The organism is Pseudonocardia yunnanensis, assembly GCF_039534065.1.
Classification (GTDB): domain Bacteria; phylum Actinomycetota; class Actinomycetes; order Mycobacteriales; family Pseudonocardiaceae; genus Pseudonocardia; species Pseudonocardia yunnanensis.
The window spans coordinates 1-24927 of record NZ_BAAAUS010000050.1 but is presented as its reverse complement, the minus strand read 5'-3'; the positions used below and the strand labels follow the sequence as shown (position 1 = coordinate 24927).

21 protein-coding genes and 1 pseudogene are annotated in these 24927 nt (G+C 68.7%); 9 read left to right on the top strand and 13 right to left on the bottom strand.

What is annotated here, in order from left to right; translation table 11 throughout:
- Positions 1–45 precede the first annotated feature (45 nt).
- Positions 46–657 carry a molybdopterin-dependent oxidoreductase gene (locus ABD743_RS37480; RefSeq protein WP_344728272.1) on the bottom strand — a complete coding sequence of 204 codons (612 nt, stop codon included), beginning with the start codon at positions 655–657 and terminating at the stop codon, positions 46–48.
- Between the two features lie 390 nt (positions 658–1047).
- On the opposite strand from ABD743_RS37480, the gene ABD743_RS37475 reads away from it, so the two are divergent.
- The 3 genes from ABD743_RS37475 (at position 1048) to ABD743_RS37465 (ending at position 3315) form a co-directional block, all read left to right on the top strand.
- Positions 1048–1218 carry a hypothetical protein gene (locus ABD743_RS37475; protein WP_344728270.1) on the top strand — a complete coding sequence of 57 codons (171 nt, stop codon included), beginning with the start codon at positions 1048–1050 and terminating at the stop codon, positions 1216–1218.
- Positions 1219–1253: 35 nt separating this feature from the next.
- On the top strand, positions 1254–2594 hold the full coding sequence (locus tag ABD743_RS37470) for an NAD(P)/FAD-dependent oxidoreductase (protein ID WP_344728268.1): 1341 nt from the start codon (positions 1254–1256) through the stop codon (positions 2592–2594).
- A 337-nt stretch (positions 2595–2931) separates the two neighbouring features.
- Positions 2932–3315 (top strand): response regulator, encoded by a 384-nt coding sequence (locus ABD743_RS37465; RefSeq protein WP_344728266.1) that lies wholly within the window; start codon positions 2932–2934, stop codon positions 3313–3315.
- Positions 3316–3327: 12 nt separating this feature from the next.
- Here ABD743_RS37465 and ABD743_RS37460 read toward each other — a convergent pair whose 3' ends face one another.
- From ABD743_RS37460 to ABD743_RS44645, 6 genes and pseudogenes are all read right to left on the bottom strand, one after another.
- On the bottom strand, positions 3328–8295 hold the full coding sequence (locus ABD743_RS37460; RefSeq protein WP_344728264.1) for an AAA family ATPase: 4968 nt from the start codon (positions 8293–8295) through the stop codon (positions 3328–3330).
- Positions 8296–8596: 301 nt separating this feature from the next.
- The gene (locus ABD743_RS37455) at positions 8597–9250 is read right to left on the bottom strand and encodes a hypothetical protein (RefSeq protein ID WP_344728262.1); all 654 of its coding nucleotides are present in this window, start codon (positions 9248–9250) and stop codon (positions 8597–8599) included.
- 265 nt (positions 9251–9515) lie between these two features.
- On the bottom strand, positions 9516–9953 hold the full coding sequence (locus ABD743_RS37450) for a DUF6197 family protein (protein ID WP_344728260.1): 438 nt from the start codon (positions 9951–9953) through the stop codon (positions 9516–9518).
- Positions 9954–10271: 318 nt separating this feature from the next.
- Positions 10272–10931, bottom strand: a complete 660-nt coding sequence (locus ABD743_RS37445; RefSeq protein WP_344728258.1) for a response regulator — start codon at positions 10929–10931, stop codon at positions 10272–10274.
- A gap of 421 nt (positions 10932–11352) precedes the next feature.
- The gene (locus ABD743_RS44650; protein WP_379659372.1) at positions 11353–11571 is read right to left on the bottom strand and encodes a hypothetical protein; all 219 of its coding nucleotides are present in this window, start codon (positions 11569–11571) and stop codon (positions 11353–11355) included.
- Between the two features lie 70 nt (positions 11572–11641).
- A pseudogene (locus ABD743_RS44645) lies at positions 11642–12076 on the bottom strand (PHP domain-containing protein); the annotation flags it as partial.
- A 634-nt stretch (positions 12077–12710) separates the two neighbouring features.
- Between ABD743_RS44645 and ABD743_RS37435 the strand changes: the two are divergent.
- Positions 12711–13526 carry an alpha/beta fold hydrolase gene (locus ABD743_RS37435; RefSeq protein WP_344728256.1) on the top strand — a complete coding sequence of 272 codons (816 nt, stop codon included), beginning with the start codon at positions 12711–12713 and terminating at the stop codon, positions 13524–13526.
- 310 nt (positions 13527–13836) lie between these two features.
- Here the strand turns inward: ABD743_RS37435 and ABD743_RS37430 are convergent, their stop codons facing one another.
- The 5 genes from ABD743_RS37430 to ABD743_RS37410 all read right to left on the bottom strand — a co-directional run bounded on the left by ABD743_RS37430 (position 13837) and on the right by ABD743_RS37410 (position 18910).
- Complete coding sequence (locus tag ABD743_RS37430; RefSeq protein WP_344728254.1) at positions 13837–14811, bottom strand: isocitrate lyase/PEP mutase family protein; 975 nt, start codon at positions 14809–14811, stop codon at positions 13837–13839.
- Between the two features lie 29 nt (positions 14812–14840).
- Positions 14841–16058, bottom strand: coding sequence for an MFS transporter (locus ABD743_RS37425; protein WP_344728252.1), 1218 nt, complete (start codon positions 16056–16058; stop codon positions 14841–14843).
- 107 nt (positions 16059–16165) lie between these two features.
- Positions 16166–17461: an MFS transporter gene (locus ABD743_RS37420; protein ID WP_344728250.1), complete on the bottom strand. Its 1296-nt coding sequence runs from the start codon at positions 17459–17461 to the stop codon at positions 16166–16168.
- Positions 17462–17585: 124 nt separating this feature from the next.
- Entirely contained in the window at positions 17586–18011 is a 426-nt protein-coding gene (locus ABD743_RS37415; protein ID WP_344728248.1) for an OsmC family protein, read from the bottom strand.
- Between the two features lie 524 nt (positions 18012–18535).
- Positions 18536–18910 carry a hypothetical protein gene (locus ABD743_RS37410; protein WP_344728246.1) on the bottom strand — a complete coding sequence of 125 codons (375 nt, stop codon included), beginning with the start codon at positions 18908–18910 and terminating at the stop codon, positions 18536–18538.
- Between the two features lie 110 nt (positions 18911–19020).
- Here ABD743_RS37410 and ABD743_RS37405 point away from each other — a divergent pair, with 110 nt between their 5' ends.
- The 5 genes from ABD743_RS37405 to ABD743_RS37385 all read left to right on the top strand — a co-directional run bounded on the left by ABD743_RS37405 (position 19021) and on the right by ABD743_RS37385 (position 23811).
- A complete protein-coding gene (locus ABD743_RS37405) occupies positions 19021–19323 on the top strand; it encodes a hypothetical protein (protein WP_344728244.1) in 303 nt (100 codons plus the stop codon).
- 295 nt (positions 19324–19618) lie between these two features.
- On the top strand, positions 19619–20536 hold the full coding sequence (locus tag ABD743_RS37400) for an NADP-dependent oxidoreductase (RefSeq protein WP_344728242.1): 918 nt from the start codon (positions 19619–19621) through the stop codon (positions 20534–20536).
- Between the two features lie 350 nt (positions 20537–20886).
- A complete protein-coding gene (locus tag ABD743_RS37395; RefSeq protein WP_344728240.1) occupies positions 20887–21822 on the top strand; it encodes a zinc-binding dehydrogenase in 936 nt (311 codons plus the stop codon).
- A gap of 275 nt (positions 21823–22097) precedes the next feature.
- Positions 22098–23015, top strand: coding sequence for an NADP-dependent oxidoreductase (locus ABD743_RS37390; RefSeq protein ID WP_344728238.1), 918 nt, complete (start codon positions 22098–22100; stop codon positions 23013–23015).
- A gap of 61 nt (positions 23016–23076) precedes the next feature.
- A complete protein-coding gene (locus ABD743_RS37385; protein WP_344728236.1) occupies positions 23077–23811 on the top strand; it encodes an SDR family oxidoreductase in 735 nt (244 codons plus the stop codon).
- Between the two features lie 135 nt (positions 23812–23946).
- On the opposite strand, the gene ABD743_RS37380 is transcribed toward ABD743_RS37385, so the two are convergent.
- Positions 23947–24927: AMP-binding protein (locus ABD743_RS37380; RefSeq protein WP_344728234.1), on the bottom strand; the 981-nt coding region annotated here is incomplete at its 5' end.

The window sequence follows — 24927 nt, the reverse complement described above, 5'->3', positions numbered from 1 at the left end:
GACTTCGTCGTCGTAGAGCTCACCGTCCGTCTCCTGAGACGGTGGTCATCGATCTCCCTGGTAGCGCTGCTCGAGCCACGGATCACCCCTGTCGTGGTAGCCGCGCTGCTCCCAGAAGCCCAGCTGCTCCTCGGCGAGCAATGTCAGGCCCGACACCCACTTCGCGCTCTTCCAGAAGTACAGGTGGGGCACGAGCAAGCGGGCCGGGCCGCCGTGGATGCTGGGCAACGGGGCGCCGTCGACGTCCCACACGACCCAGGCCTTGCCGCCGGTGAGGTCCTCGAGTGGGAAGTTGGTGGTGTAACCGGTGCGGGATCTTGCCAACGCGAACGCCGCGTCGTCACCGACTCCTGCGACGTCGAAGAGGGTGTCGACGGATACGCCGTCGAACCGCATGCCGAACTTCGACCACGTGGTCACACAGTGGATGGCGCCCTCGTACCGAGAAGCCGGCAACGAATGGATCTCCTCCCAGCTCCAACGAACCGGCTTGTCAACGAGACCGTCGATCTCGAAGCTCCACCCGGCAGTGTCGAGGCTGGGGGTTGGCTCGACGTGTAGAACCGGCCAGTCCATACCGGCGTCGTACTGGCCAGGAGGCAGCCGCGGGTCGCGCGTGCCGCGCCGGCGACCGGTAAATCCCCTTGTCAACGCCATCCGAGTTTCCCCTTCCGTCGTCGCCGACCGCTCCGAGAGCACGCCTCGGCGTCCGGCAGAAGGCCAGCATCGGCCTGGACAGACCGAATATGGACGGACCGTTACTGGACTGTCAAGTCCGACTCTGTGGTTGTAGGCACCAGCACCCGGTCGGCCTAGACGGTCGACCGGTTGTAGCTAGCGGGTCCATTTTTTGGATGGGTATGCTCGCGCCGAGCGTCGGGCATCGGTCGTCCTGCCGGCGGGGACGCGCGGACGTGGCCCGGATGGGCTGGGTCGGCAACGACGCTGTTGACTGATCAGCGCAGGGCCCATGAGACCAGGATGATGGCTGGGCGGTGGAACAAATAGTCCAGAACCTGGTCGAGTAGGAGCGACCGTGCACACGCCATGACCAGTGCTCGACGAGCGCGCGGCGCGTTGATCGGCGGTCACGACCCGGAGTTCGAGGGTGGCACGTTCGCGGTGGTGCAGAAGTACCTCCCCGACCTGACGGCCTGGAACGCTCCCCAGCCACGTGCGGTCCGATGTATCGCTCGATCCGCTGAACGCCGTCCCTGACGATGCCGCCACCGCACCAAGAAAAGAGAGGCATCATGCGCAAGATCTTGATCGTCGGCGGTGGCTACGCCGGCTTCTACACCGCGTGGAAACTCGAGAAGAAGCTGCGTCGGGGCGAGGCCGAAGTGACGGTGGTCGACCCGCGGCCATACATGACCTACCAGCCGTTCTTGCCCGAGGTGGTGGCCGGGTCGATCGAGGCCCGGCACGCCGCGGTGTCGCTGCGTCGCCATCTGCACCGCACACGCGTCATCGCCGGGATGGTCAGCGCGATCGACCACAAGCACCGCGTGGTCACGGTCCGGCCGGCCGACGGCGACACGTTCGAACTGGGCTACGACCTCATCGTGGTCACCGCGGGCGCGGTCACCCGCAAGTTCCCGGTGCCCGGTATCGCCGAGCAGGCGATCGGTCTCAAGCACGTGGAGGAGGCGGTCGCAATCCGCGACCGACTGCTGACGTCTTTCGACCGGGCGGCCACGCTCCCGCCGGGCCCGCAGCGGCAGAAGCTGCTCACCGTCACTTTCGTCGGCGGCGGCTTCGCCGGCGTCGAGGGCTTCGCCGAGTTGCTGTCGCTGGCGACCGCGTTGCTGCAGCGCTATCCCGAACTGCGCCGCGACGAGCTGCGATTCCACCTCATCGAGGCGTCAGGCCGGATCCTGCCCGAGGTCACCGAGCGGCATAGCCGCTGGGTCGTGCGCTTCCTGCAACAGCGAGGTGGGCAGGTGTACCTGGACACGCAGGTCAAGTCGGCGACCGGTGGGCACGTGGTGCTCTCCACCGGCGAGGAGTTCGACTCGGAGCTCATCGTGTGGACGGCGGGCAACGCGGCGAACCCGGTCGTGGGCATGCACACCGACCTACCGGTGGACGAGCGTGGTTTCCTCGTCACCCGGCCCGACCTGCGGGTCGGCACCGACACCGAACCGGCACCCGACGCTTGGGCCGCCGGGGACGACGCGGGGATCGAGGACCTCACCTCCCCGACCCCGGGCACCCGAACGGTGCCCAACGCCCAACACGCCGTCCGCCAGGGCAAGCTGCTCGCCCGCAACATCGCCGCGACCTTGCACGGCGGAAAGCCGAAGAACTACCGGCACCACAGCCTCGGCGCCATCGCGGCGCTCGGCATCGGGCAGGGCATCTTCCAGTACCGGCGACTCGTGATCACGGGGCCGCTCGCTTGGCTGATGCACCGCGGCTACCACGTGCTGGCCGTGCCCAGCTGGGAACGCAAGGTCCGCGTGCTCGTGATCTGGCTGACCGCCGCGTTGTTCGGCCGCGACATCGTCTCGCTGGCGTCGGTGCAACACCCGCGCGACGCCTTCATCGATGGCGGCGAACCCGCCGTGCTGACCGAACACGATCCCTCATGACCGAACACGAGCCTCCACCGACCGGCGGGACGCCCTGGGTTTCGGTCCCCGGCTGAGGGTTCGGATGCCGGCCACCTGCAGTCAGCTCCCGAACCCGCCGTCCCGAGGCACCCAGTCCGACCGGCGGACGTTCGTCTCGGACAGGTTCGCTCTGGGCTGCGTCCCGGTTCCGGTGGTGGTCACACCAGTGCTCGGCCTCGGCCATCGGGTCATGGCGGCCGTTGACGACGGCGACCCGGCGGCCAGGGTGGGGGAGGGGGCGACCACGAGATTCTGCCCGCTCGGATAGCGGCTAGCTGCGTAGTCGGGCCGGCGCGGCGGCCCTAACCTGATGATCGTGGCCCTGCGGTGCTTGCTTGTCGACGACAGCCTGGATTTCCTGTCTGCCGCGCGGACACTGCTCGAACAGGAGGGCCTTCGGATCGTCGGCGTCGCCTCGACGGGTGCCGACGCACTTGTCCGCGCTGCCGAACTGCGTCCCGACGTGACGCTCATCGACGTCGATCTCGGCACGACCGACGGCTTCGAGCTGGCGCGGCACCTGGCCGGCCATCCGACCCTCGACGCTGGTGACCTGATCCTGATCTCCGTGAATGCCGAGGAGGACCTCACCGACCTGATCGAGGCGAGCCCGGCCATCGGGTTCGTGTGGAAGCCGACGCTGTCCGCCGCGGCGGTCAAGTCGCTGGTCCGCGACGTCGGAGGCGGCACACGAAGGTGAGGTGACTCCTGCTCAGCTCGGGCCCACGCCCGCGCGCTGCAGGGGGAAATCGGCCAGAACGTCGGTGCCGGCGCCGGAGGCGGAGTGCAGGGCGAGCCGGCCGCCGAGCGTCTCGACGCGGTCCTTGAGTCCGAGCAGGCCGGTCCCGCCGGTGAAGTGCGCGCCGCCGCGGCCGTCGTCGTGCACCCGGACCCGCAGGACGACGCCGGCCGGCGCGGTGTCGAGCTCGACCTCCACGGTCACGATCGAGGGCTCGGCATGCTTGGTGGCGTTCGTCAGCGCTTCGGCGACGACGTAGTAGGCCGCGATTTCGACCGGTTCCGGCAGCCGTCGGCCGGCGGGCGCCTTGATCCGCACGGGGACGCGCGATCGGCGGGCGAGCGCGTTGAGGGCGGGGAGCAGTCCGCCTTGGGTGAGGGTCGGGGGGTGGATGCCGCAGGCGAGCTCGCGCAGCTCGGTCATGGCAGTGGCGGCTTCGGCCGCGAGAGCCTCCAGCTGTTCCATCAGCGCACCGGAATCGGGCGGCACGGCCGCTCGGGCGATCCGCGCGCGCATGGCGAGCGTGACCAGACGTTGCTGGGCGCCATCATGCAGGTCCCGCTCGATCCGCCGACGGGCCTGGTCGGCGGCGGCGACGATACGCGCGCGCGAGGCGGTGAGGTCGGCGTAGAGCTGGGCGTTGTCGAGGGAGACGGCGAGCTGCGCGGCGATGAGCCTGACGGCGTCGAGCCGTTCCGTGGTGAACGCGGCGCGCATGAGGCGGTTCTCCAGCAACAGCACCGCCCGCAGCGCTCCGCGGCCGAGGATGGGCATGGCCAGCAACGAACACGCGCCGAGGCCGGCGATGTACGGATCGCGGGCAAAGCGGTCGTCGCGGGTGGCGTCGACGACGATCAGGATCTCAGCCGTCCGCTGGACGTAGCGCACTGCCGACATCGGCAGGTCGCGTTCATGCGGGCCGCCCGCCGTGGCGGTATCCGTGATGCGGTTCGGTGTGGGCAGCAGCCAGTCGTGGCGGTCGTCGTCCCACAACAGCAGGTGCACGCTGGTGGCGCCGGTCATCGCACTGAGCACCTCGACGACGCGGGTGTGCAAGCGTTCGATGTCGGTCTCCGAGCTGAGCGCCTGCGACGCGGCGAAGATGCCGAGCAGGTCGAGCGTGCCGGTCGTGACCGTCGAGCCCAGCTGCAGATCATCGGCACGCCTGTCGCCGCCGGGCTCGCTGGTCGTGAGTGCTCCCAACCGTGAGGTCGGGTAGGCCCAGTCCAGCTGGGCGACCTTCGCTGTCGCGCCCCATGCGGCGTAGTACTGCCGCGCGCGGGCGAGCAGGTCGCGGCCGGCCTGCTCCAACCCGTGTGCGAGGTAGAAGCGGGCGGCACGTTCGGTGATGAGGGCGCGGTGCCACGGGCGCTGCCGGCCGGCGGCCTCGCGCCGGGCGGTGTCGAAGGCGAGGGCGCCGGTGCGGAAGTCGCCGGCCGCCCAGGCCCGCTCCGCCACCAGCAGCCGTGTCAGGTGCCGGAAGTTGTCAGGGGCGTCCGCGGCGCGGGCGGCCAGCCACTGCGTCACCTCGTCCAGTTCGGACAGCAGACGGCCGCGTTCGTCACCCTGGCCGGCGCGCGCCTGCTCGGCGAGGGCCAACCCGCGCAGCAGGCGGGCCACGGCGGTGGGGTAGAGGCCCGGTACAGCAGACAGCAGCGGCATCGCCGCCGAGGTGTGCTGCGTCAGGCCGACCGGATCGCCGAAGACCGCGGCGACGAGCGCGTGGCTGAGATGCGCGTGGAAGAGCGCCATCGGGTTGTTGGCGTACCTGTCGGTGAAGACCGCATTACCGGTTGTGGCGACGCTTTCGCCGCGCAGTACACCGGCCAGCCACAGGTAGCTGTCGAGCCACTGGCCGGTCTGCTCGTTGCCGGTCCGGCGCACGAAGGCCAGCCCCGCCTCCATCTCGGCGACGAGGACGTCCAGTGACGGCGCGCAGTCCAGCAGGTAATGCACGGTCGGGTGGTAGGTGTAGCCGGCGTTGGCCAGGTCGCCCCCCGCGATCAGCCCCTCGCGGGCTCGCCCCGCGGCGTGGACACCGTTCTCGATCGGCTCGAACCAGCAGCTCAGCAGAGCGAACCGGCGGCGGGCTTCGGAGGTGCCGGGCTCGTAGGCGCGGAGCTCGCCCAACGCCAGGACCCGGCGCACCGCCTGGTATCCGGCGGCGTGGTCGCCGCGCAGCGCCACCGTGGCGACGGCGGCGGCGCTGGCAGGTCCGATGAGGGTAGGGCCAGGGCCGTGCTCGAGCCAGATCCGCAGCGCTTCCAGGCTCAGCCAGGCGACCGTGCCGTGGCCGCCGGCGAAGTAGGCCGCCGGCTGGACTGCGTCGATCAGACGGGTCGTGGCCAGCAGTGTGGGCTCTGTGAGGTCGGGCCGAGTCTGATCATCGGCCGCGTCGGTGCGGTTCAGCCACCGGTACAGGCGGTCGAACTGGTGGTCGAGCTCGGCGGCGAGCCGGTCCGACACCGGCACGGTGATGCCGAGCTCACGCAGCAAGTCGATGCCGAGCCCGATCGCGTCGGCAAATCGGTTCCGGTGGGTCAGGCTGCTCACCTGCACCGCCGTCGCGGCCGCGCGGTCCAACGCGGTGGAGCACAGCCCTTCGATCGTGCAGTACTCCTCGTCCGCCTCATCCAGGCTCCCCAGGCCGTAGAGGGCGGCATGGCGGCCGCTGTGCACCGCGATCAGCGTGGCGGTCTCACCCGGGTCGATCAGCCGCAGCGCGGCGGCCAGCAGCGCGTTCACCAGCGCGTGGTCCCCGATCAACGTGGCCTGTTCGGCGGCGCGCCGCAGCAGCCCCACCACCCGACGCCGCTCGCCGGCATTGTCGATCGCGTCGACGACCGGCAGGTACTGCTCGGCGGCGACCGCATACAACTCAGGTACCCCGGCCAGCCGCCGGGCCGTGGCCAGCTGCAGGGTGCATCGCCGCCCCGGGTCGAGCTCGCGCAGGATCGTCTCGCGGATCCGGTCGTGGCGGAACCGCACCGCCTCGTGGGCGCCGGGCTCCATCACGAGAAGGCCTTCGGCGAGGGCGGGCGCCAGCATCGGTTGCACCTCGGTCGTCGGGGCGCCGGTCGCAGTCTGCAGCAGGCTCAGCTCGGCGCGCCCGCCCAGACAGGCCATCGCCTCAACCAGCTGCCGGGACCGCGGCGGTACGGTCTCGATGCGTGCCGCGAGCAGCTCGCCGGCCTGTGACCGGCCCAGATGGGCGCGCACCGCCGCCGTGTCCCACCGCCACCCCGCGGGGGTCGCGGTGAGCACGCCGTCGCGGCGCAGCGCGTTGAGCAGCTCTACGGTCTCGTACGGGTTGCCGGACGTGTGCGGCCCGATTACCTCGGCCAAACTCGCCGCCGCGGCCGGGGCCGCGTGCAGCATCTCGGCGACCATGGTGACGAGGCCCGGGACGGGCAGGTTGTCCAGTCGCAGGTGCTGCGCTCCGGCCTGGTCACGCCATCGGGACAGCGGCGCCGCCAGCGGATGCGCCCCGTCCACGTCCTCGGCGCGGTAGGCGCCCACCAGCAGCAGCCCCTCGACCGCTTCCTCGCCGAGCAGCATGTCGACAAAGCCGAGCGGGGTGGGGCCGGCCCACTGCAGGTCGTCGAGGAACAGCACCACCGGGTGTTTCCGCGACGCGACCGCCCGCAGCGCCTGCACGCCCATCCGCTGCGCCCGGTTCTCCGCGGTCAGCGGATCCCCGGGGTCGGGCGGCACCGCCAGCAGCGCGGCGAACTCCGGCACCACCGCGGTCAGTAGCCCGGCGTTCGGGCCGAGCGCGGCCAGGATCCGTGCGCGGACCTCGGTCAGCTCGGCCTCCGGCTCGGCCAGCAGCAGCCGGCCCAGAGCCCGAAACGCCTGCTGGACCCCGTTGAACTCCAGGTCGCGTCGGTACTGGTCGAACTTGCCGGCCACGAACCAGCCGCCCCGGCCGGCCACCAGCGGCCGCAGCTCGTCGACCAGCGCGGTCTTACCCACTCCGGGTGTCCCACCGACCAGCACCGCCCGGCACCGGCCCTCCCGCGCGTCCTCGAACGCCGCCCGCAGGGTCGCCAACTCGGCGTCGCGGCTCACCAGCCGCGGCGGCAGCAGCCGCAGCGGAACATCGTGCTCGCCGATGCGGACCGAAGCCGCCGCCGGACGCACCTGAGCCTCCCGCACCAGCTCCAGGTCGTGAATCACGCCCTCGGCGGTCTGGTAACGGTGGTCCGGTTCCTTCTCCAGCAGATGCAGGATGATCTCCGACAGCGGCCCCGGTACCGCCGGGTTCACCTTCGCCGGCGGCGCCGCCACCCGTGCCAGGTGATCGTGGGCGAGGCGCAGCGGGTCCTCGGTACCGAACGGCGGCTCCCCCGTGGCCAGCTCGTACAGCGTCGCGCCCAGCGCGTAGAGGTCGGCCCGCTGGTCCACCGAGCGGCCCGTGCGCCCGGTCTGCTCCGGCGCCAGATAGGCCAACGTCCCCACGATCTGCGTGGGGTGGGTGAACTCCGGGCGGATCTCGGCGAACGAGGTCGCCAACGCGAAATCGACCAGGCACGGGACACCGTCGCCGGAGATCACGATGTTGGCCGGGCTGATGTCGCGGTGCATCACACCCCGCTGGTGCATCCCCGCCACCGCCTGGGCCAACCCCACCGCCAGCCCGATCAGGACATCAGCCGCCAGCGGCTTGGCCAGCCCTGCCAGACTGGTGCCACCGACATCCGCCAGCACGATGGACCCCGGGTATCGGGGCGCCCCGAGCTGCGCCACCCCCGCGACATCGCGCAGCCGCTTCAGCATCGCCCACTCGTGCCGCAGCCGTCGCTCGGCGTCCGGCCCCAACGGCTCCTTCCGGATGACCGTGCGCCCGGTCAAGAACAGCCGACTCACGCGCGTGCGTTCGCTCTTGTGCAGTACCTCGGCCTGCGGATCTCGGCCCGGCAGCATCCCGCCTGCCCCCATCCGACACCTCCACGCACGGTCGGACCCCGCTCACACCGTGCCTACACCTGTTCGAGAGCGAAGGCGACCCTTCGTAAGACCGCTACACGGCTCAACCCCGCTAGCCGTACCCGGCACCGGCGCGCTCCCTCCGCCGGAGCAGCCGGCGCGGTGTAGCGCGCTGACCTGCGCCAGTAGGTGGTCTACAGGCCCTCGCGGCCGCACGCCAGGCTCGCGGCTCCGGTCGGCGAGGGTGAGGCTGGGGGCTCCGGCCGGAAGTGCTCGGCGCATCCGGCGCCGCAGAACAGGCCGGCGATCGTGATCACCTGCGACCTCCGTGTGTACCGGGTTCACAGTCGGGGCACAGCGGCGACGTGCAGCCCGTGCAGGGCGGGACGTCGAGGGGTTGGATGCGGAAGTGGTCGGCGGGGTCGACGTTGATCGGCACCATGCGGTCGTCGAGCGACACGCGGACGCAGCTGGTCGTGGCGGTGAGGACGCCGCCCTCGATGTACCGCTGCAGCTGGGGGTCGAACACCTGGACCCTCTGGGCGGGCTGGTAGTCGGTCATGCTGCGGTGCCTCGTTCGCGTGGGCGGGGGCTTGTAGCCGCGGAGTTCGCTCTCGTCAGCCGAATGCCCTGAGCAACGGGGGTGCCCGTGCCAGGTAATGACGCCGGCCTGAACGAGCCGCTCAACGGCCTGGCCGGTGTTCCTGTCCGGGCGGACGACGAGGGATCCGCGGGCCTTGAGCCGCTCGATCCCGGGCAGCGGCCCCTCGCCCCGGGCCGCCGCCACGACCGCGGCGCTGACGGTGGACGCCTTGACTCGCTCGATGCGGGCGAGTAGCTCGGGCGCGTGCTCGACTAGCACGGCGATGACCTGCTCGTTCGTCCCGGCGATGTCGTCGACGTACTCGACGTTGTCGGGGTCGGCTTCGAGGGCTTGCAGAGGGCGTCGCGGTCGGTGACCCTCCACGTCGGGTCGGGGTCGGTGCGGTAGACGGTTCCGAGCTTCGCGCCGTCCAGGGGGCTGCGGATCGTCGTGCGGGTGCCTTCGGCGTAGAGGTGACGCTCTTCGCGCCGTCCGTGGGCTTCTTCCGCTGCTTCGGCATCGGGTCACGCAGCTCAGGCATCGGAGAGCCCAACCTCGTTGGGCAGGCTCCCGATCGTCACCTGCACTTTGGGCCCGGTAGCGACGGCGTCGACCCGCTCGTCGGAGACGCCGCCGATGGTCGTCGAGCTCATGCCGCACCGCCTGCCTGGGCGCGGATCTGCGCGGCGGCGTGGCGGAGCTCCGCCACAACCTCCCGGTCACCGGCGTTGTCCGACCAGTCGTAGAGGTCCTCGGCCTCCCGGAACCCGAGCACCTTCATCGCGGTGGCCATCACGAGATGCGGGTGGTCGGGCTCGGTGACACCGGCCTCAGGGTCGTAGTCACTGACCCCGACGAACGCCTTCTCAGCGTCGATGCCGTCGCGGTAGCCGGACACGGCAGCGAGTGCGCCCGCCGTGCAGCAGGGCATCCCGGGCTCATACGGCTGGAACAGGGCCCTCGTCCAGTAATCGCCGACCTCCAGTCCATCGGTCTCGATGAGCGTGGCGGCCTGGTCGATGAGATCAGCGACCTGTGCAGGTGACAGATCCCCGGTGATCGGCGTGTCGGGCAGTATCGTTGCCATTACGGGTTCCACTCAGGGCTTGGGTCAGTTGGCGTGGATCGGGTCGCGTCGCGGGCAGGCGGCGGAGCCCTTTTCGCTATTCAGCGGGCCGGTTGGCCGATCTGGCCGATGCCGACGATGGGGGTGAGTGTCGTCACCGGAGCGCGGCATGTCCGCCCGGGGAGCGGCAGTTTGCTGTACCCGCGAGCAGGAACATCAATTACCTGCTGGCAGGCACGCGCATGTTCCACGGTGCTGCTCCACGAGACCGACGTTCAGGGGAGCGTGCGGACGAGAACGTGACGTGCCCACACTTCGGCGAGGGGCACGTGCGCGGGGTCAGTTGTTGCTGAGGAACGTGAGGACGGCCAGCACGCGCCGGTGGCTTTCAGCAGCTTCCGCGATACCCAGCTTCGTGAGGATGCTGCGGACGTGCTTCTCGATCGTCCCCTCGGCCAGCCACAGCCGGTGGGCTATGCCGGCGTTCGACAACCCCTCGGCCATGAGCGCGAGCACTTCACGCTCCCGTGGTGAGAGGGGCTGCAGGGGATCCTCGACCCGGTGGGCGGCGAGCAACTCCTGCACGAGCGCGGGATCCACGACGGAGGCGCCCTTGATGATCCGGTCCAGCGTCGAGAGGAAGTCCTCGACGTCGCTGACGCGGTCCTTGAGCAGATATCCCATGCGCTGGCCGCCACTGAGCAGCTCGGTGGCCTGCTCGACCTGGACGTGCCCCGACAGGACCAGGATCGCGGTGTCGGGCAGCTCCTGCCGGATCGTGTGGGCCGCATCCAAACCCTCGGTGGTGTGCGTGGGCGGCATCCGGATATCGACGATCACGAGGTCCGGGCGCAGCCGCAAGACGTGGGCCATCAGCTCGGTGAGCGTGCCGTAACGCCCGACGATGTCGAACCCGGCCCCCGCGAGCAAGCTGGCCAGGCCCTCACGCAGCAAAACGTCGTCCTCGGCCAACACCACGCGAGCGCCGCTCTCCGCCATGTCCACGATTATTGACCGGCCCACGCCTATTGACCGGCCCACGCCCGAGTTCCACAGATGATCGCGGTCTGACGAAACGTCGGGCAGGTCATCCCTGAAACTCGCTATGGATCTTCGGTCCACTCGTGGGCGGGTGAAAATCGTGGGGTGCGCTCGCGACGACACCGGCCGCGCCGCGGTGCCGATGAGCCCGTTCTCAAGGCTGGTCGCGGGGGCTCGGGTTGTGAGGTTCCCCCGCTTCTCCGGAGTCCCTCGGCTTACGTCCCTGCTCGCAGACCGGATGCGGCTGCAATTTCCCTGTGTCCAGTCGGTGCATCGTCAAGCAGGAGGACCCGCCATGACCCGCCGCATCCGGATCGGCATCGATACCGGGGGGCGTTCACGGACGTCGTCGCCTTCGACGAGGAGGCCGGTGCACTCGTCACCACCAAGACTCCCTCGACGCCCCGCACCCGGCCGATGGCAGGCCTTGCCGCCCTGCGGCGGCGTCCGGGCCGTCCTGCTCCAGGGCGAGCCGGACCGGGCCCCTGCGGCCGCCGGAGAGCACCAGGGCGTGCCCGGCCAGATCGTTGACCATCTCGTCCAGGTCGTAGACCGGGCGGCCCTTCTCCTGCCCGCGCAGGTGCACCGAGGAGAGCACCCGCCAGGCGCCGGTAGCCGGCCAGGCCGACCAGCAGGTGGGTGCCGGCCGGGTCCGGGACGCCGTTCTGCGGGCCGGGCAGGTCGAGGCTCAGCTCGGCGCCGAACGCGGTGCGTACGCCAACCTGCTTGGCGGCTTCGGCCAAGCGCATCACGTCGTACAGGCCGTCGTGGTCGGTCAGCGCGACGGTGTCGATGCCCATCCGGGCGTCCTGCTCGGTCAGTTCCTCAGGGTGGCCGGCGCCGTCGAGGAAGCTGAAGTTGGAGCGGCAGTGCGGGTTCGCGCCACGGGTGGCGAGCTGAAGCTGTTCACGCTCCCGGACGCCGTCAGGACCAGACTTGACAGTCCAGTACAGCTTCGCCAATAGTCGACGGGGCAGGCCGTCGGAGGCCTCCGCGCGGCGTCGCCGTCGACTGCGCCGTCGGCCCGCAAAGATCTCAAATAGGAGCTCAGATGCCCTCGACGAGGGGCTTAGCCGGCCGTCGTCGCGGCGTGTGCGACTCACGACTGCCTTCCGTGCACAACGACGCGAGTATGGACGTGTCAGTCCAATATGGCGAAGCGTTCACGCCGGAGAGGTCGTACGCCGGGTCTTACTGGGGTGAAGGCCTGGGCCGCGTGTGGAGGCCGAGGCGGATCTCGCCGGGCGGTCGGCTGCCCGAGGGTCGGAGGTGAGAAGTCGCCCGTCCCGGGCGGCCACTTCCGAAGAGATCCACTGAGCCCGTAACTCGATCTGGTTGAAGTGGAGTATCGGCTGGCGGCCGGCTCCAGCCTTCAGGCGAACGAACAGGGGACTAGAGCATGGTCCGACGGTAATTTTCCATCCGGCCCGGTCTGGGCATGGAAAGTGAAATGACCGAGTGGGTCGCTTCACCGTACTCACGCGTCTGGTGACGCATAGCGAGATACCGACTCCAGGTAGGAGAATAATGCGCATCCGAATAGGAAAGTCCAACAGGCTCTTCGCGTTCATCGCGGCTTTGGCGGCCCTCCTGGTGGCTTCCGCGACTTTGAGCTCCGGAGCATCGGGCGAGAGCCGCGAGTATGGCTCCGTGGCGACGCAGTCACCGTCGTCTTATCCGCAATCTCAACCACCCGCTGGTTTTCAGTCAAAGTACGCGGAGGTAAATGGATTTCGTATGCACTACGTGCAGGGCGGCAAAGGTTCGCCTGTGGTAATGATCCACGGGTTCCCCGAGGAATGGTCCGAGTGGCGGCAGGAGATGGGCCCGCTCTCCAAGACCCACACGGTGATCGCCGTCGACCTGCGTGGTGCTGGCGAGTCCCAGGTCACTGAGAGTGGTTACCAGGCAGCGCAGTTGGCGAAGGATGTGCATCAGCTGCTGAAGCAGCTGGGGCTCAACAACGGCGTCCAGGTAGTCGCCCACGATATTGGTGAGTGGGTCGCCTACGCCTACGCGGCGCAATTTCGGTCGGAAGTGCGGAGCATGGCCGTGATGGAAGCTACCATCCCGGATGAGAGCTGGTACCACTACCCCGTGCTCAACGCCGACCCGAACCAGCCTGCGGCGTGGCACTTCGGCTTGTTCCAGCTGCCCCTCGCTGAAAAGCTCATCGCCGGTCACGAACGCGCCCTCGTCCACGACATGATGCTTGAGTACGTGGCGGGCGATAAGTCGCCGTTCACAGCGTCGGACTTTGACTTCTACGCCCACTTTCTGAAGGAGCCCGGCCGCACGACAGCCTGGATGAGTGTGTACCGCGGGATCCGCGCAGATGCTCAGCAGAACAAGAAATTTCTGGCTCAGGGAAAGTTGAAGATGCCCATCCTTGCGATCGGTGGCGAGCGTTCCTTCGGTTCACTGATCCCCGACCAGTGGCGTGAGTACGCCGTGAACGTCCAGGGACGAGTCCTGAAGGGTTCGGGCCACTTCGTGAACGAGGAGAGGCCGGCGGAAGTGACGGCTCTGCTGCAGTCCTTCCTGCAGAAGTAGCTTTCACCGTCAAGGGGCGAACCACGACGACCCCTGCAAACGGTGGGAACCATCTACGTCGGTAGGTCGCGCTGGTGGTAGCCAGGATTGCCACCAGCGCGACCCAGCGGCGGAACGGTCGAAGGACTGGATGAACGGGCTGTGGTTCACCGCCGGGTAGGGGTGTTGGAGGGGTGTGTGCGACTGGGGGGCGATCCTGCCGCCCTGGTGCCGCAAGACCCCGAAGACTTGCTCTCCGCGTGAATCAAGGCGACCGTCAACGACGTCCTGGCCAGCAACAGCTAGGTCTGGCCGCAGTTGGACGGCCGTGTCAGCCCTTGATGAGGTCGATGATGTGTCCGAAGTTGAGATTTGATGCGAGTGCGGTCAGGTCTCCCTTTACGAGCTTCGCCGCGGCCGCCTGTGTAGCTCCGAGGGCGTGCGTGTAGGGGTCGACTCCGAGGCTGATCCGGCGGACACCGATCGTCTGGAGCTCCGCGAGGGTAGCCGTATCCTGGGGGCTGACGAGGACGTTGACCGGCTTGGGAGCGACAGCCCTGATGACTGCGCTGATGGCGGCCATGTCCGGCAGGTTCGGTGCGTAGAGGACGTCGGCTCCTGCCTCCGCGAAGGCCGAGAGGCGGCGGATGGTGTCATCGATGTCGGAAATCCCCCACAAGAAGTTGTCCGTACGGCCGGTCAGCACGATCCGCCCGTGCGCTGCTGCGGCGGCGGCCTCGATGCGGCGAACCGCGTCATCGAAGTCACGAATCGGGTTGGAGGGGTCACCAGTGGTGTCCTCGACTCCGATGCCGGCGAGACCGCGGGCAATGGCAGCGCCGACAGTGGCCTGAACGTCTTCGGGGGTCTCGCCGTAGCCGTCTTCGAAGTCGCCGTTGATCGGCAGACCACTCACGGACGTGAGTAGGGCGGCATGGTCAAGGTGCGTGTCACGGCTGACGGCGTGGATGCCGTCGATCCGACCCAGTGTCGCGGCGAAAGCCGCTGAAGAGGTCGCGATGGACTTGAACCCGGCCTCCTTGAAGAGCAGGGCCGACGGGCCGTCCCATGCGTTGGGCATGATGAACGTGTCGGGGCCACGGTGGAGTTCGACGAACTGTTCGTAGCGCGCTTGGGCTGCAATGTCAGACATGGCGGAGCTGTCCCTTCTACGATGTGCGAAATTCCTGGTCGACGACCCAGATCGGAAGCTCTTCGGTTTTCTCCACGGTGTCATCATCTCAGCTTCAGGCTCCTGTCCCGACCCGCGTCTCAAATGCCTCGCCGGCGGGCAGATCAACAGCATGGGACGACGGTGAGGCTCGTCAGGATTACTCACCGTGCTGGGCTGTTCCCGGTCGCGTCGATGTGCGGGTTGCGTGCAGCGATGACAGTGAACAGGGTGGCGACGAGGGCGAGTCCGCCGTATCCGAGGGCGATCTGCGGTAGCGAGAAGGTGTTGGAGAGTTGGCCGGCGATGAGGGCGGGGATCGTCGCGCCGCTGTAGCTGAGGAGGTAGATGACGCTGAAGGTCGGTGCCCGGTCGGCCAGGGTGCTGCCGTGCAGCAGGGCGCGGGTGGCGGCGCTGATGGCGATGCCTTGAGAGGCGCCCGCGACGATGGTCGCGACGATGAACAACACCAGTGTGCCAGTGGCGATCGCTGTGACGACGCCGATCATTCCGGCCAGGAAGCCGATCATGCCGACGCGTTGGGCGGTCGCGGGTGCGAAGCGGCCGGCGAGGGGAGCGCCGAGAACGCTCGGACCCATGTAGGCGGCGAACACCAGTCCGACGCCGAGCGGGCTGCGAGTGTGGAGCTGATCTTCGACCAGGGCGGGCACGAACGCCTGATAGAACGCACCGGCCGCCCAGGTCGCCAGGAAAACCGCGGCCGCGACCGGGAGCAGACTCCTGACCCGGGCCGGCACGTAGACCCGGGGGCGCAGCGATCGCCACGCACCCGGCATCCGGGTCACGGTCTCCGGACTGATGACGATCAGTGCCACGGACACCAGGAGGAGGGCGATGACGACCAGGAAGATGAGGTCGCGCGGCCAGGGGCCGAACTGGACCAGGGCGCCGGAGGCGATGGCGCCACCGGCCAGGCCGAGCATGACTGTCTGGCTGGACGCGACGGAGGCCAGCCAGGCCGGCTGGGCCGGCGCAGCGTCCACGATGTAGGACGTGAGGCTGCTGCTGGCCAGGCCGGCGCCCAGGCCCATCAGCAGCCGACCGGCGATCAGGATGCCGATCTCGTGCACGTTCAGTAGCAGCACGCAGCCCAAAAGGAGCAGGATGAGGCTGGCGATCGAGGTGGGTCGTCTGCCCAGATGATTGGGCAGTCGCCCCAGCACAAGCAGTGTGGCGAGAGTGGCGACGGAGTAGGCGACGACGGTCATCGAGATGCCGGCGTTGGTGAACCCGTCCTCGGCCCGATAGATGTTGAACAGCGGAATCGTCGAGCCCACCGCGGCAAACGCGGCCACCAGGGAGACCACCGCAGATATGAAGGCCAGCCGGAGCGTTCTCCCCCGGCTGGCCACGTTGGTCACTGGTGCCTTGCTGTGCATCGGAGCTGCGCCTTTCACGTGTCAAGAACCACTTCTGGGCTTCTGCGTGACGCCTTCCCGAGTCCGCCCCCTGCCTCGCACCGGTCTCCTCATTCCCTCCGGGCGAGTGTCACGAACCGCGCCGCCACCGCGGCGAGCACGGCGGAGGCAAGGACGATGAAGCCCGCCGTGAGGAACACCGTCTGCAAGGTTGTCGACGAAACAAGAATCGCGCCGAGGCCAGACCCTGCCGCCAGGGCTATCTGAAGGTTCGTCACGTTCACCGCCGACGCGGCCTCCGGGGTTTCCGGGGCCGCATCGAGTATCCAGACCAGCGTTCCCGGGTTCACGATTCCCCAGAACAGGCCCCACAGCACGAGCAACAGGCCGGCCAGCCAGGGCAGGGTGCCCGAGCTCGCCAGCCCGATGAGCAATGCGGCCACCACCGTCGCCGACCCGGCGAAGCTGCTGATCACCCCACGTTTGAACAGCGATCCGGCGACGAGTGAGCCGACGATGCCTCCGCAGCCGTAGATGACGAACAGCAGGGAGACCACGCCGCTGGACAGATGCGTGTGGTCCATCAGGAACGGGGTGATGTACGTCCAGGCGGTGAACTGTCCGATGAACACCACCGCGCCCGCCGCCATCCCGAATCGGGCCGCCCGCCGCGTCACGACTCCCACGAGATCACGCAGGTGCGTACTCCCATCCGGCGGAATACCCGGCAGCAGGACCGCCTGCGCAACCACGACAAGCAATGTCGCCGCCGCCGCAATGGCGAAAGTGAGCCGCCAACCGACGAGGTTGCCGAGGAACTGTCCCGCCGGCAGCCCCACCACCGTCCCACCCGAAATACCCGCCGCGATGATGGTGATGGCGCGAGTGCCGCCGGCCGGGCCCACCAGCTTGGGTCCGACCGGTGAGACCACGGTCCAGAAGGCTCCGAGGGTGGCGCCGAAGAACATACGGGCGATCAGCAGCAGGACGAAGGTCGGCGCCACCGAGACGACCGCGTTCGAGACCAGCACCGTCAGACCCAGGACGAGGATGACCGAGCGCCGGTTGAAGCGGCCGGAGCCGAGGAAGAACAGCGGCGCCGACACCGCGGCGCTGAAGCCCGGTACGAGCACCATCAGCCCCGCGAGGCCGAGCGAGACATGCAGTCCGTCGGCGATCTGCGGCAGCAGCCCCACCGGCAGCGTCTCCGTCATGACGACGACGAACGCGCCGAGCGCGACGGCACCGACGGACGCCCAGCCCCGCCTGCTGCCGGGCTCCGCGGCAATGGCGGCAGCGCGGGCGGCCGCAGGCTGGGTCGGGACGGCCGCGGCACACGACGATGCCGCGACCACGCGCACCCGCGTTGCACGGTGTGTCGGCGTCCCCTCTTCGGTTTCGGTCATGTGTTCTCGTCACTCATCGCATGCTCCTGACCGGGCATGATCTGTAAACACCCCAGGATGTATCCGCGCGAGTCACGCGTTGGCCGAACACGAAGATTTCCTGTACCAGTGAATCCTGGAGGGTCTATGCGTTGAAGATCTCTGTCCGAACGCTCCATGCAAACTGCAGCAACAGGGTGACCGGCGAGCGTTCGACGATGTTCACCATCGACTGAAAGTCCAGCTCGGGGACTTCTTCCGAGAGCCTGATCGTGCGCTGGAGGTAGCGCTCAGCGCCAACGATCTGCGGTTCGTGATAAGTGACGTCGACGGTGATGTCGCCAGCGTAGTCATACTTGCGGTCGGCATATGCGCGCAAGGTGATGGCAGTGCATGACGCGAGCGCCATGAGAAGATATTCCGTCGGCGTCGGACCGGCGGCCGCTGATCCAGTCTGGGCATCGTCGGCCGTATAGGTGAAATTACCGGTCCTGATCTCGGTCTCCAGTCGACTGGTTGCCAGGAGCGTGGCGTGGGCGCTCGCGACGATTACGTCGTTGTTGCTGGTCATGGTGGATCCCTTGTATTGGTCTCTGACGGAAGCGCAGGGTGCACGGTGCTGGCCGCGCCGAGGTCACGGGGACCGTGTGGATCGCCTGTGGCTGCCCCGGTGCGGCCATGCCTTATTCAACGGAGTCCGGGCATGCTCCAGACGGCGATGTAACGCCCGCTCAGCGTGCGGGCGCTGTGTCGCGGACGCGGCCGGGCCCCACAGTCAGTCGCTGATTGGCCGACTATCGCTTCAGGTGGACTGGACTGTCAAGTCTGTTGGAGGGTGGCCCGAGGGCCGAAGCCGATCGCTCCTGAAGCGACCCGATGGAGACTCCAGGAAGGTGGAGTGCTCGAGTCGCGAGCCTTCTCCCGGGCCAGCCGCACGGGATCCTCTCCGCTGACCTGCTCTACCGACCGGAGCCCGGCACGCCCTGTGGCACAGCCGTCGTTGCTGTCGATGCGCGGCGACACCCCGCTTCCTCTCGAGAAACTGGACCATCTGGACCGAATGTTCACGGAGACGATCTCGACTGTCAAGTCCAGTTATCGAGTGCGGGCGCTGGTCTCGATGATCTTGGGTTGCGTGGCCATCTTGCCGCCCACGCCGTCTGTGGCCGGCTGTCGTACGAGCTCGATCCGGACATCCTGCTCCCGCGCGCGGACCATGCGGCACACGTGATCATGCCGTCCGAGCGTGCCTGCACTTAATAGCTGACGCAGCAACGCCGGCGTCGATCTCTTGGCCGGACGTGCGAAGCAGCTTTTGTCGGCTCGGTCGTAGCCGCATGGAGTGGGACGACGCGGCACGTCCGCCGAGCGGGGGTCCGCGGTTGCCGCAGCGTAGGCCCAGGCGCGCCCCATGGCCATGTCAAGCGTGCGCTCCATGGGCTGCTCGTTGCGAGCGATCTGCGCAAGCACGGAACCCCCTGCGGGCCGCGCGAGTCGGGTGCTGCTGTGGCCGCGAATCGACGAGGACCAGGGATGAGTACTCGTACTGGCCAGTACTACGTCGGCTTGGACTGGAATGGGTGACGACGGGCTCGCTCTCCAGCAAAGTCCCGGACCGCGCGGAGCCGGCCCGGGCCCTGGTCAACGCCGCGTTCCGCGAACGGGGAGTCCTACCTCGCTGCCGGACGGAGTCCAGTGCGGGAGCGAGCCGATTTCGACGCCCGACCGACGCCGCCGGGGCTCGCCACCGCGAGCATGGCCGCCTAGCGGGCGACTACCTGCTCTTCCCGGCGGCGCGCACCTCGCGGCTGATGGCAGCGGCGATCGGCCGCATCGAGGTCAGGCTGGCCCTCAACGGGTTCGCATCAAGGGTGGGGAACTGAAGCCTGTTCACGCTCCCGCCATCACGGACAGACTTGACAGTCCAGTAGGGCTTCGCCAATAGTCGACCGGGCCAGGCTGTCGCACGCTTCCGCGCGGGCGTCGCGTCGGGTGCGCCGTCGGCCCGCAACGATCTCAAACAGGAGCTCAGATGCCCTCAACGAGGGGCTTCACCGCCCGTCGTCGCGGTGCGCGCGAGTCAACCGGGCGATCACAATGGACTGGACTATCGAGTCCGGTAAACACCGGCATGGCATCAGAGCGTGGCGGCGAGGACTGGATGCAGGGAGGCGCCGGATGAAGGCGGTTGTGGTGACGGACCAGGCCGTGGGAACGGCCGGGATGACGCTGGTGGAGCGGCCGGAGCCGAACGCGGCGGGGAACGACGTCGTCGTTCAGGTTCATGCGTCGGGATTCACCCCGGGCGAGCTGACCTGGCCCGGGACCTGGACCGATCGCCTCGGCCGGGACCGGACACCGTCGATCCCTGGGCACGAGCTGGCCGGAGTGGTCAGCGCTCTCGGCTATGGCACGACGGGGCTGTCGGTGGGCCAGCGGGTGTTCGGGCTCACGGATTGGACTCGCGACGGCACGCTGGCGGAGTATGTGGCCGTCGAGGCGCGCAACCTCGCGCCGCTGCCGGGCGACGTCGACTTCACGGTGGGTGCGAGCCTGCCGATCTCGGGTCTGACCGCGTGGCAGGGATTGTTCGTGCACGGCCGCATCCAGGTGGGGCAGAGCGTTCTCGTCCACGGTGCGGCCGGTGGAGTCGGATCGATGGTGACGCAGCTCGCACGCGAGGCAGGTGCCTACGTCATCGGGACCGGACGTGCCGCCGACCGGCAGACGGCGCTCGATTTCGGCGCGCAGGAGTTCGTCGACCTCGAGAATGACGCCCTGGAAGACGTCGGCGGAGTCGATCTGGTGTTCGATGTCATCGGCGGCGATATCGGGAAACGGTCCGCAGGCGTGATTCGAGCCGGAGGAACGCTGGTGACCATCGCCGGCCCGGCCGAGGCTCGGCCCGCGAACGGCCGAGCGATCGACTTCGTCGTCGAGGCCGATCGAGCCCAACTGGGTGAGATCGTCCGGCGGGTGCGGGACGGACGACTGCTGACGAACATCGGCAACGTCGCGACCCTCGACGACGCCGTCGCCGCCTTCAACCCGACCGAGCGGATCAAGGGGAAGACGATCATCCGCGTTCGTCCGTGAGGACTCGGGACCGCGAGCGGTCCTGCCTTCCTCGTGGATCAGCGTCAGCCGCGTGGCCAGGGCGGTGAGGGGCCGATTGGCCCGCCGCGGATTCGGGATACCGAGCTGAACGCGTAGGAGGAAGTCAGTGATCACCGCGGCCGCGTTCGACACGGCCGACGTCGAGTTGCTGCTCGAACGCTACGCGGACGACGGCAGCGAGGAACCGTGCCGGCCGCCGTGAGTGTGGGCGGCGCACAACGAGCCCGAGCACCTGGCGCTGCTGCGCATGTGCCCGATCCTTCGCCAGCCGGGCCGCTCCGGTTGGCGGCCGAGGAGGCGGTCGCGGGACCGCCCGGAAGGAGTTGACCGTGCTCGCTCTGGTGGTGGACCACGACGCGCCTGCCGGGCTGCGGCTCGGCGAGACCGCAGATCCCGTTCCCGCGTCCGACGAGGTGCTCGTCGAGGTACGCGCGATCTCGCTGAACCACGGCGAGCTGCGCGGCGCGATCTTCAACTACGGCGAGCTGCGCGGCGTCGCCGATCAACCAGCGGGTTACGTACCGGGGTGGGACGCCGCGGGCGTGGTGCGCACTCCTGCGGCTGACGGCTCTGGGCCGCCGTCGGGCAGCCGGGTCGTGACGTTCGGGCCGTCGGGTGCGTGGGCGCAGCTGCGGGCGGTCCCGGTCGCCGAGTTGGCGGTGGTGCCCGAGGAGGTGGACCTCGGAGCGGCCTCGGCGCTGCCGGTTGCCGGGGTCACGGCGTTGCGTGCGCTGCGCCGGCTGGGTTTCGTGACGGGGCAGCGGGTGCTCGTCACCGGGGCGTCGGGCGGGGTCGGACGGTTCGCGGTGCAGCTGGGAGCCGCGGCCGGGGCGCACGTGATCGCCTCGGTCGGCAGCGCGGCACGCGGTGAGGGTCTCGCCGAGCTGGGGGCGGCCGAGGTCGTCGTGGGGCTCGAGGGCGTCGAGCCGGGGCTGCACGGCGTGCTCGACAACGTCGGTGGACCTCAGCTCGCCCGAGCGTTCGCCCTGCTCGCCGTGGGCGGGTCGGTGCAGTCCATCGGCGCCACGTCCGGTGAGCCCACCGTGTTCGAGCCGTACGCGACCGTCGGAGAGCTGCGCAGCGTGCAGTCGTTCATGATGGGCGGAGAGCTGGCGGGGGACCTCGCCGTCTTGGTCGGGATGCTCGCCGAAGGCCGTCTCGACCCGCAGATCGGCCGACGTGGGGACTGGAAGGACGTCGCGAGCGCAGTGGAGGCGCTCTTCGCCCGCCGGATCGCGGGCAAGGCCGTGCTCGAAGTGAGCTGACCAGTCACGCCGAGGTTCGCGACACCGCGAACCCCGTGATGCGCTTGCCGCAGACAGCCCGGAACGTCCGGGCGAAATGACCGGCGATTGTCCCTGACCTCGGGTGTGACTGCTTGGCTGCTTGCCAGCCATGAACGGCCGTAACCGGTAATAGCACGGTTTGACCGCGCCGCGGTTTCATAGCTGTATCGAACCCCGAAAGGTCGCTATCGGCCATTCGGCCACAGCGTATGGCTGCGATGGCTTGAACAGACTCGAAGACATGGAGGTAATGAATGAAGGCAATCGTGGTGACCGATCAAGCCGCAGGCACGGCTGGGATGACGCTGGTGGATCGGACCATGCCAGAACCGGCGGGCAATGATGTGCTCGTCGCGGTGCACGCCTCGGGTTACACCCCGGGTGAGCTGACGTGGGGTGGGACCTGGACCGACCGGTTGGGTGAGGACCGCACGCCCTCGGTTCCTGGACATGAGATGGCCGGCGTGGTGACCGCGCTCGGTTATGGCACCGCGGGGCTGGCCGTGGGGCAGCGTGTGTTCGGGCTGGCCGACTGGACCCGTGATGGCACGCTGGCCGAGTATGTGGCCATTGAGGCACGCAATGTCGCCCCGCTGCCTGGCGATGTTGATTTCACGGTGGGCGCGAGCCTGCCGATTTCGGGTTTGACGGCGTGGCAGGGATTGTTCGTGCACGGGCAGGTGCAGGCAGGGCAAAGTGTCCTGGTGCACGGGGCCGCCGGTGGGGTTGGTTCGATGGTCACGCAGCTGGCTACTGAGGCGGGTGCCTACATCATCGGTACGGGGCGTGCCGCGGATCGGCGAGCGGCGCTTGATTATGGCGCGCAGGAGTTCGTCGATTTGGATAACGACGCGCTGACCGATGTCGGTGGCGTCGATCTGGTGTTCGATGTCATTGGCGGCGACGTCGGGAAACGGTCCGCCGCCCTGATTCGGTCTGGGGGCACGCTGGTGACGATCGCCGGGCCGCCTGAGGTTTGGCCCGCCCAGGGTCGAGCGATTGATTTCGTGGTCGAGGCCGATCGCGCTCAACTCGGTGAACTGGTCGAGCGGGTACGGGATGGAAGGTTACGGACCAACATCGGCAACATCGCATCCCTGGACGATGCCGTCGCCGCGTTCAATCCGACCGAGCGGGTCAAGGGGAAGACGATCATCCGCGTCCGTCCCTGAGGACCGGCGGGCTCAGCGCACGAGCTGATCGTAGTCACCCGAGAAGAGAGAAAGGTCGAAGATGAAGATCGCTGTCATCGGCGGGACCGGGCTCATCGGATCGCAGGTGGTGAAGATCCTGAACGCGAGCGGGCACGAGGCGGTGCCACACTCGCCGTCCACAGGACTGGACCTGTTGAGCGGGAAGGGCCTGCCCGAGGCGTTGGCGGGACCCGATGTCGTCGTCAACTTGACGGACTCGCCGACCTTCGATGAGGCTTCGCCTGCGTTCTTCCAGACGACGATGGACAACCTGCTGCTGGCCGCCAAGTCCGCCGGCGTCGGCCACGCGGTGGTCCTCTCGATTGTCGGCGCCGAACTGGTGCCGGACCTGGTGTACTACCGCGCCAAGGTGCTGCAGGAGGACATCCTCAAGACCGGACCCGTGCCGTACTCGATCGTCCGCGCCACGCAGTTCTTCGAGTTCATGGACGCGGTGCTGTCGTGGACCTCTGACGACAAGACCGTCCGCCTGCCTGCAACGCGCATCCAGCCCATGGCCTCGGCCGACGTCGCCCAGGCCGTGGCCGAGGTCTGCGTGAGAGCCCCGCTGCGGGGCACCCGCAACGTCGCCGGCCCCGAAGTCTTCACACTCGACGAGCTGGGCCGGATCACCCTGGCCGCCCATGGCGACCAGCGCACCGTCGTCACCGACAACAACGCCGGCATATACGCCGCCGCCTCGAATGACGGTCTCATCGCCAAGAGCGACGCCATCATCGCCAAGACCACCTATCGGGACTGGCTCGCGCGGTGACTGAGACGGGGCCCGCACGACCTCCGTGGTGCGGGCCCCCGGCCGTACGGTCGCCCGGTCAGGCCGGAACGGACACCGCCGTGTTCTTCTCTTGACCATGCACAGCACGTGATCGACGCGCAGGTGTCCTATCGGTCATTCCGTGAGTGCGGTTTCGCCGCGCAGCCGGCGTCGGAGCAGTTCCTTGCGCACCTTGCCGTTGGTGTTGCGTGGCAGTGCCTCTACATACTCCAGGCGGGAGGGCAGGTACCACTGCGTCATGCCCTGGTCGCCGAGGTACTCACGCAGCTCATCCAGGGTGACCGGGGGCGAGGTCGCCGGGACGATCACCGCGCAGGCCAGTTCGCCGCCGTCGGCGGCGGGGTAGCCGACCAGGGCGACGTCCGCGACGCCGGGATGGCCCAGCAGCGCGGACTCGACGTCGTTGACCGGGATCATGAACACCCCGCCGATCCGGTCGGCGGCGCGGCCCATCAGCTTGAACCCGCCGCATCCGTCGGGCACGGCGAGGTCTCCGGTGTCATACCAGCCGTCGTTCTGCTCGGCGATGATGACGACCTTGCCGGTGTCACGGCCCACGGTCGCCAGGCACACGCCCCCGGCGCGGACGAAGCCACGGCCGGGTTGGTCGCGGGTGATCTCGGTGTCCGACCGCAGGTCGAGCTCCACGCTCTTGCACGGGCGTCCGTCACTGTGTGCGGCCCATCCCGGCGGATCGTCCTCGCGGGTCCGCGTGATGAGCCCGGTCTCGGTCATGCCCCACCCGGCCTGCAACGGCACCCCGAACACCCGTCGGGCCTGCGGGACCAGCGGTCGCGGGATGGTGGTGCCGGAGCAGACGAGCGCGTGAAGCGCGGGCAGGCGCTGCGGCGCGCCGTCCGAGGCCGCGATCACGTCCTGGATGAATGTCGGCGCGGCGAGCATGATCGTGGTGCCGGTCTCGGCGAGTATCGCTGCACCCCGCTCGCCGGACCAGGAGTCGAGCAGCACCCTGCACGCCCCGTGCCACAGGGAAAGCAGAGTGCTGCGATACGCAAGGGTGTGCATCAGCGCGTGAGGCGTGAAGATCACGTCCTGCTGGCCGACTCCCGGCTCACCCAGACAAGCCATACCGGC

Bases quoted from the DNA above. Each gene is read 5' to 3' on its own strand.
- ABD743_RS37480 (WP_344728272.1), bottom strand. From the start codon at position 657: ATGGCGTTGACAAGGGGATTTACCGGTCGCCGGCGCGGCACGCGCGAC.
- ABD743_RS37475 (WP_344728270.1), top strand. From the start codon at position 1,048: ATGACCAGTGCTCGACGAGCGCGCGGCGCGTTGATCGGCGGTCACGAC.
- ABD743_RS37470 (WP_344728268.1), top strand. From the start codon at position 1,254: ATGCGCAAGATCTTGATCGTCGGCGGTGGCTACGCCGGCTTCTACACC.
- ABD743_RS37460 (WP_344728264.1), bottom strand. From the start codon at position 8,295: ATGGGGGCAGGCGGGATGCTGCCGGGCCGAGATCCGCAGGCCGAGGTA.
- ABD743_RS37450 (WP_344728260.1), bottom strand. From the start codon at position 9,953: ATGGCAACGATACTGCCCGACACGCCGATCACCGGGGATCTGTCACCT.
- ABD743_RS37445 (WP_344728258.1), bottom strand. From the start codon at position 10,931: ATGGCGGAGAGCGGCGCTCGCGTGGTGTTGGCCGAGGACGACGTTTTG.
- ABD743_RS37435 (WP_344728256.1), top strand. From the start codon at position 12,711: ATGCACTACGTGCAGGGCGGCAAAGGTTCGCCTGTGGTAATGATCCAC.
- ABD743_RS37430 (WP_344728254.1), bottom strand. From the start codon at position 14,811: ATGCTGTTGATCTGCCCGCCGGCGAGGCATTTGAGACGCGGGTCGGGA.
- ABD743_RS37420 (WP_344728250.1), bottom strand. From the start codon at position 17,461: ATGACCGAAACCGAAGAGGGGACGCCGACACACCGTGCAACGCGGGTG.
- ABD743_RS37415 (WP_344728248.1), bottom strand. From the start codon at position 18,011: ATGACCAGCAACAACGACGTAATCGTCGCGAGCGCCCACGCCACGCTC.
- ABD743_RS37400 (WP_344728242.1), top strand. From the start codon at position 19,619: ATGAAGGCGGTTGTGGTGACGGACCAGGCCGTGGGAACGGCCGGGATG.
- ABD743_RS37390 (WP_344728238.1), top strand. From the start codon at position 22,098: ATGAAGGCAATCGTGGTGACCGATCAAGCCGCAGGCACGGCTGGGATG.
- ABD743_RS37385 (WP_344728236.1), top strand. From the start codon at position 23,077: ATGAAGATCGCTGTCATCGGCGGGACCGGGCTCATCGGATCGCAGGTG.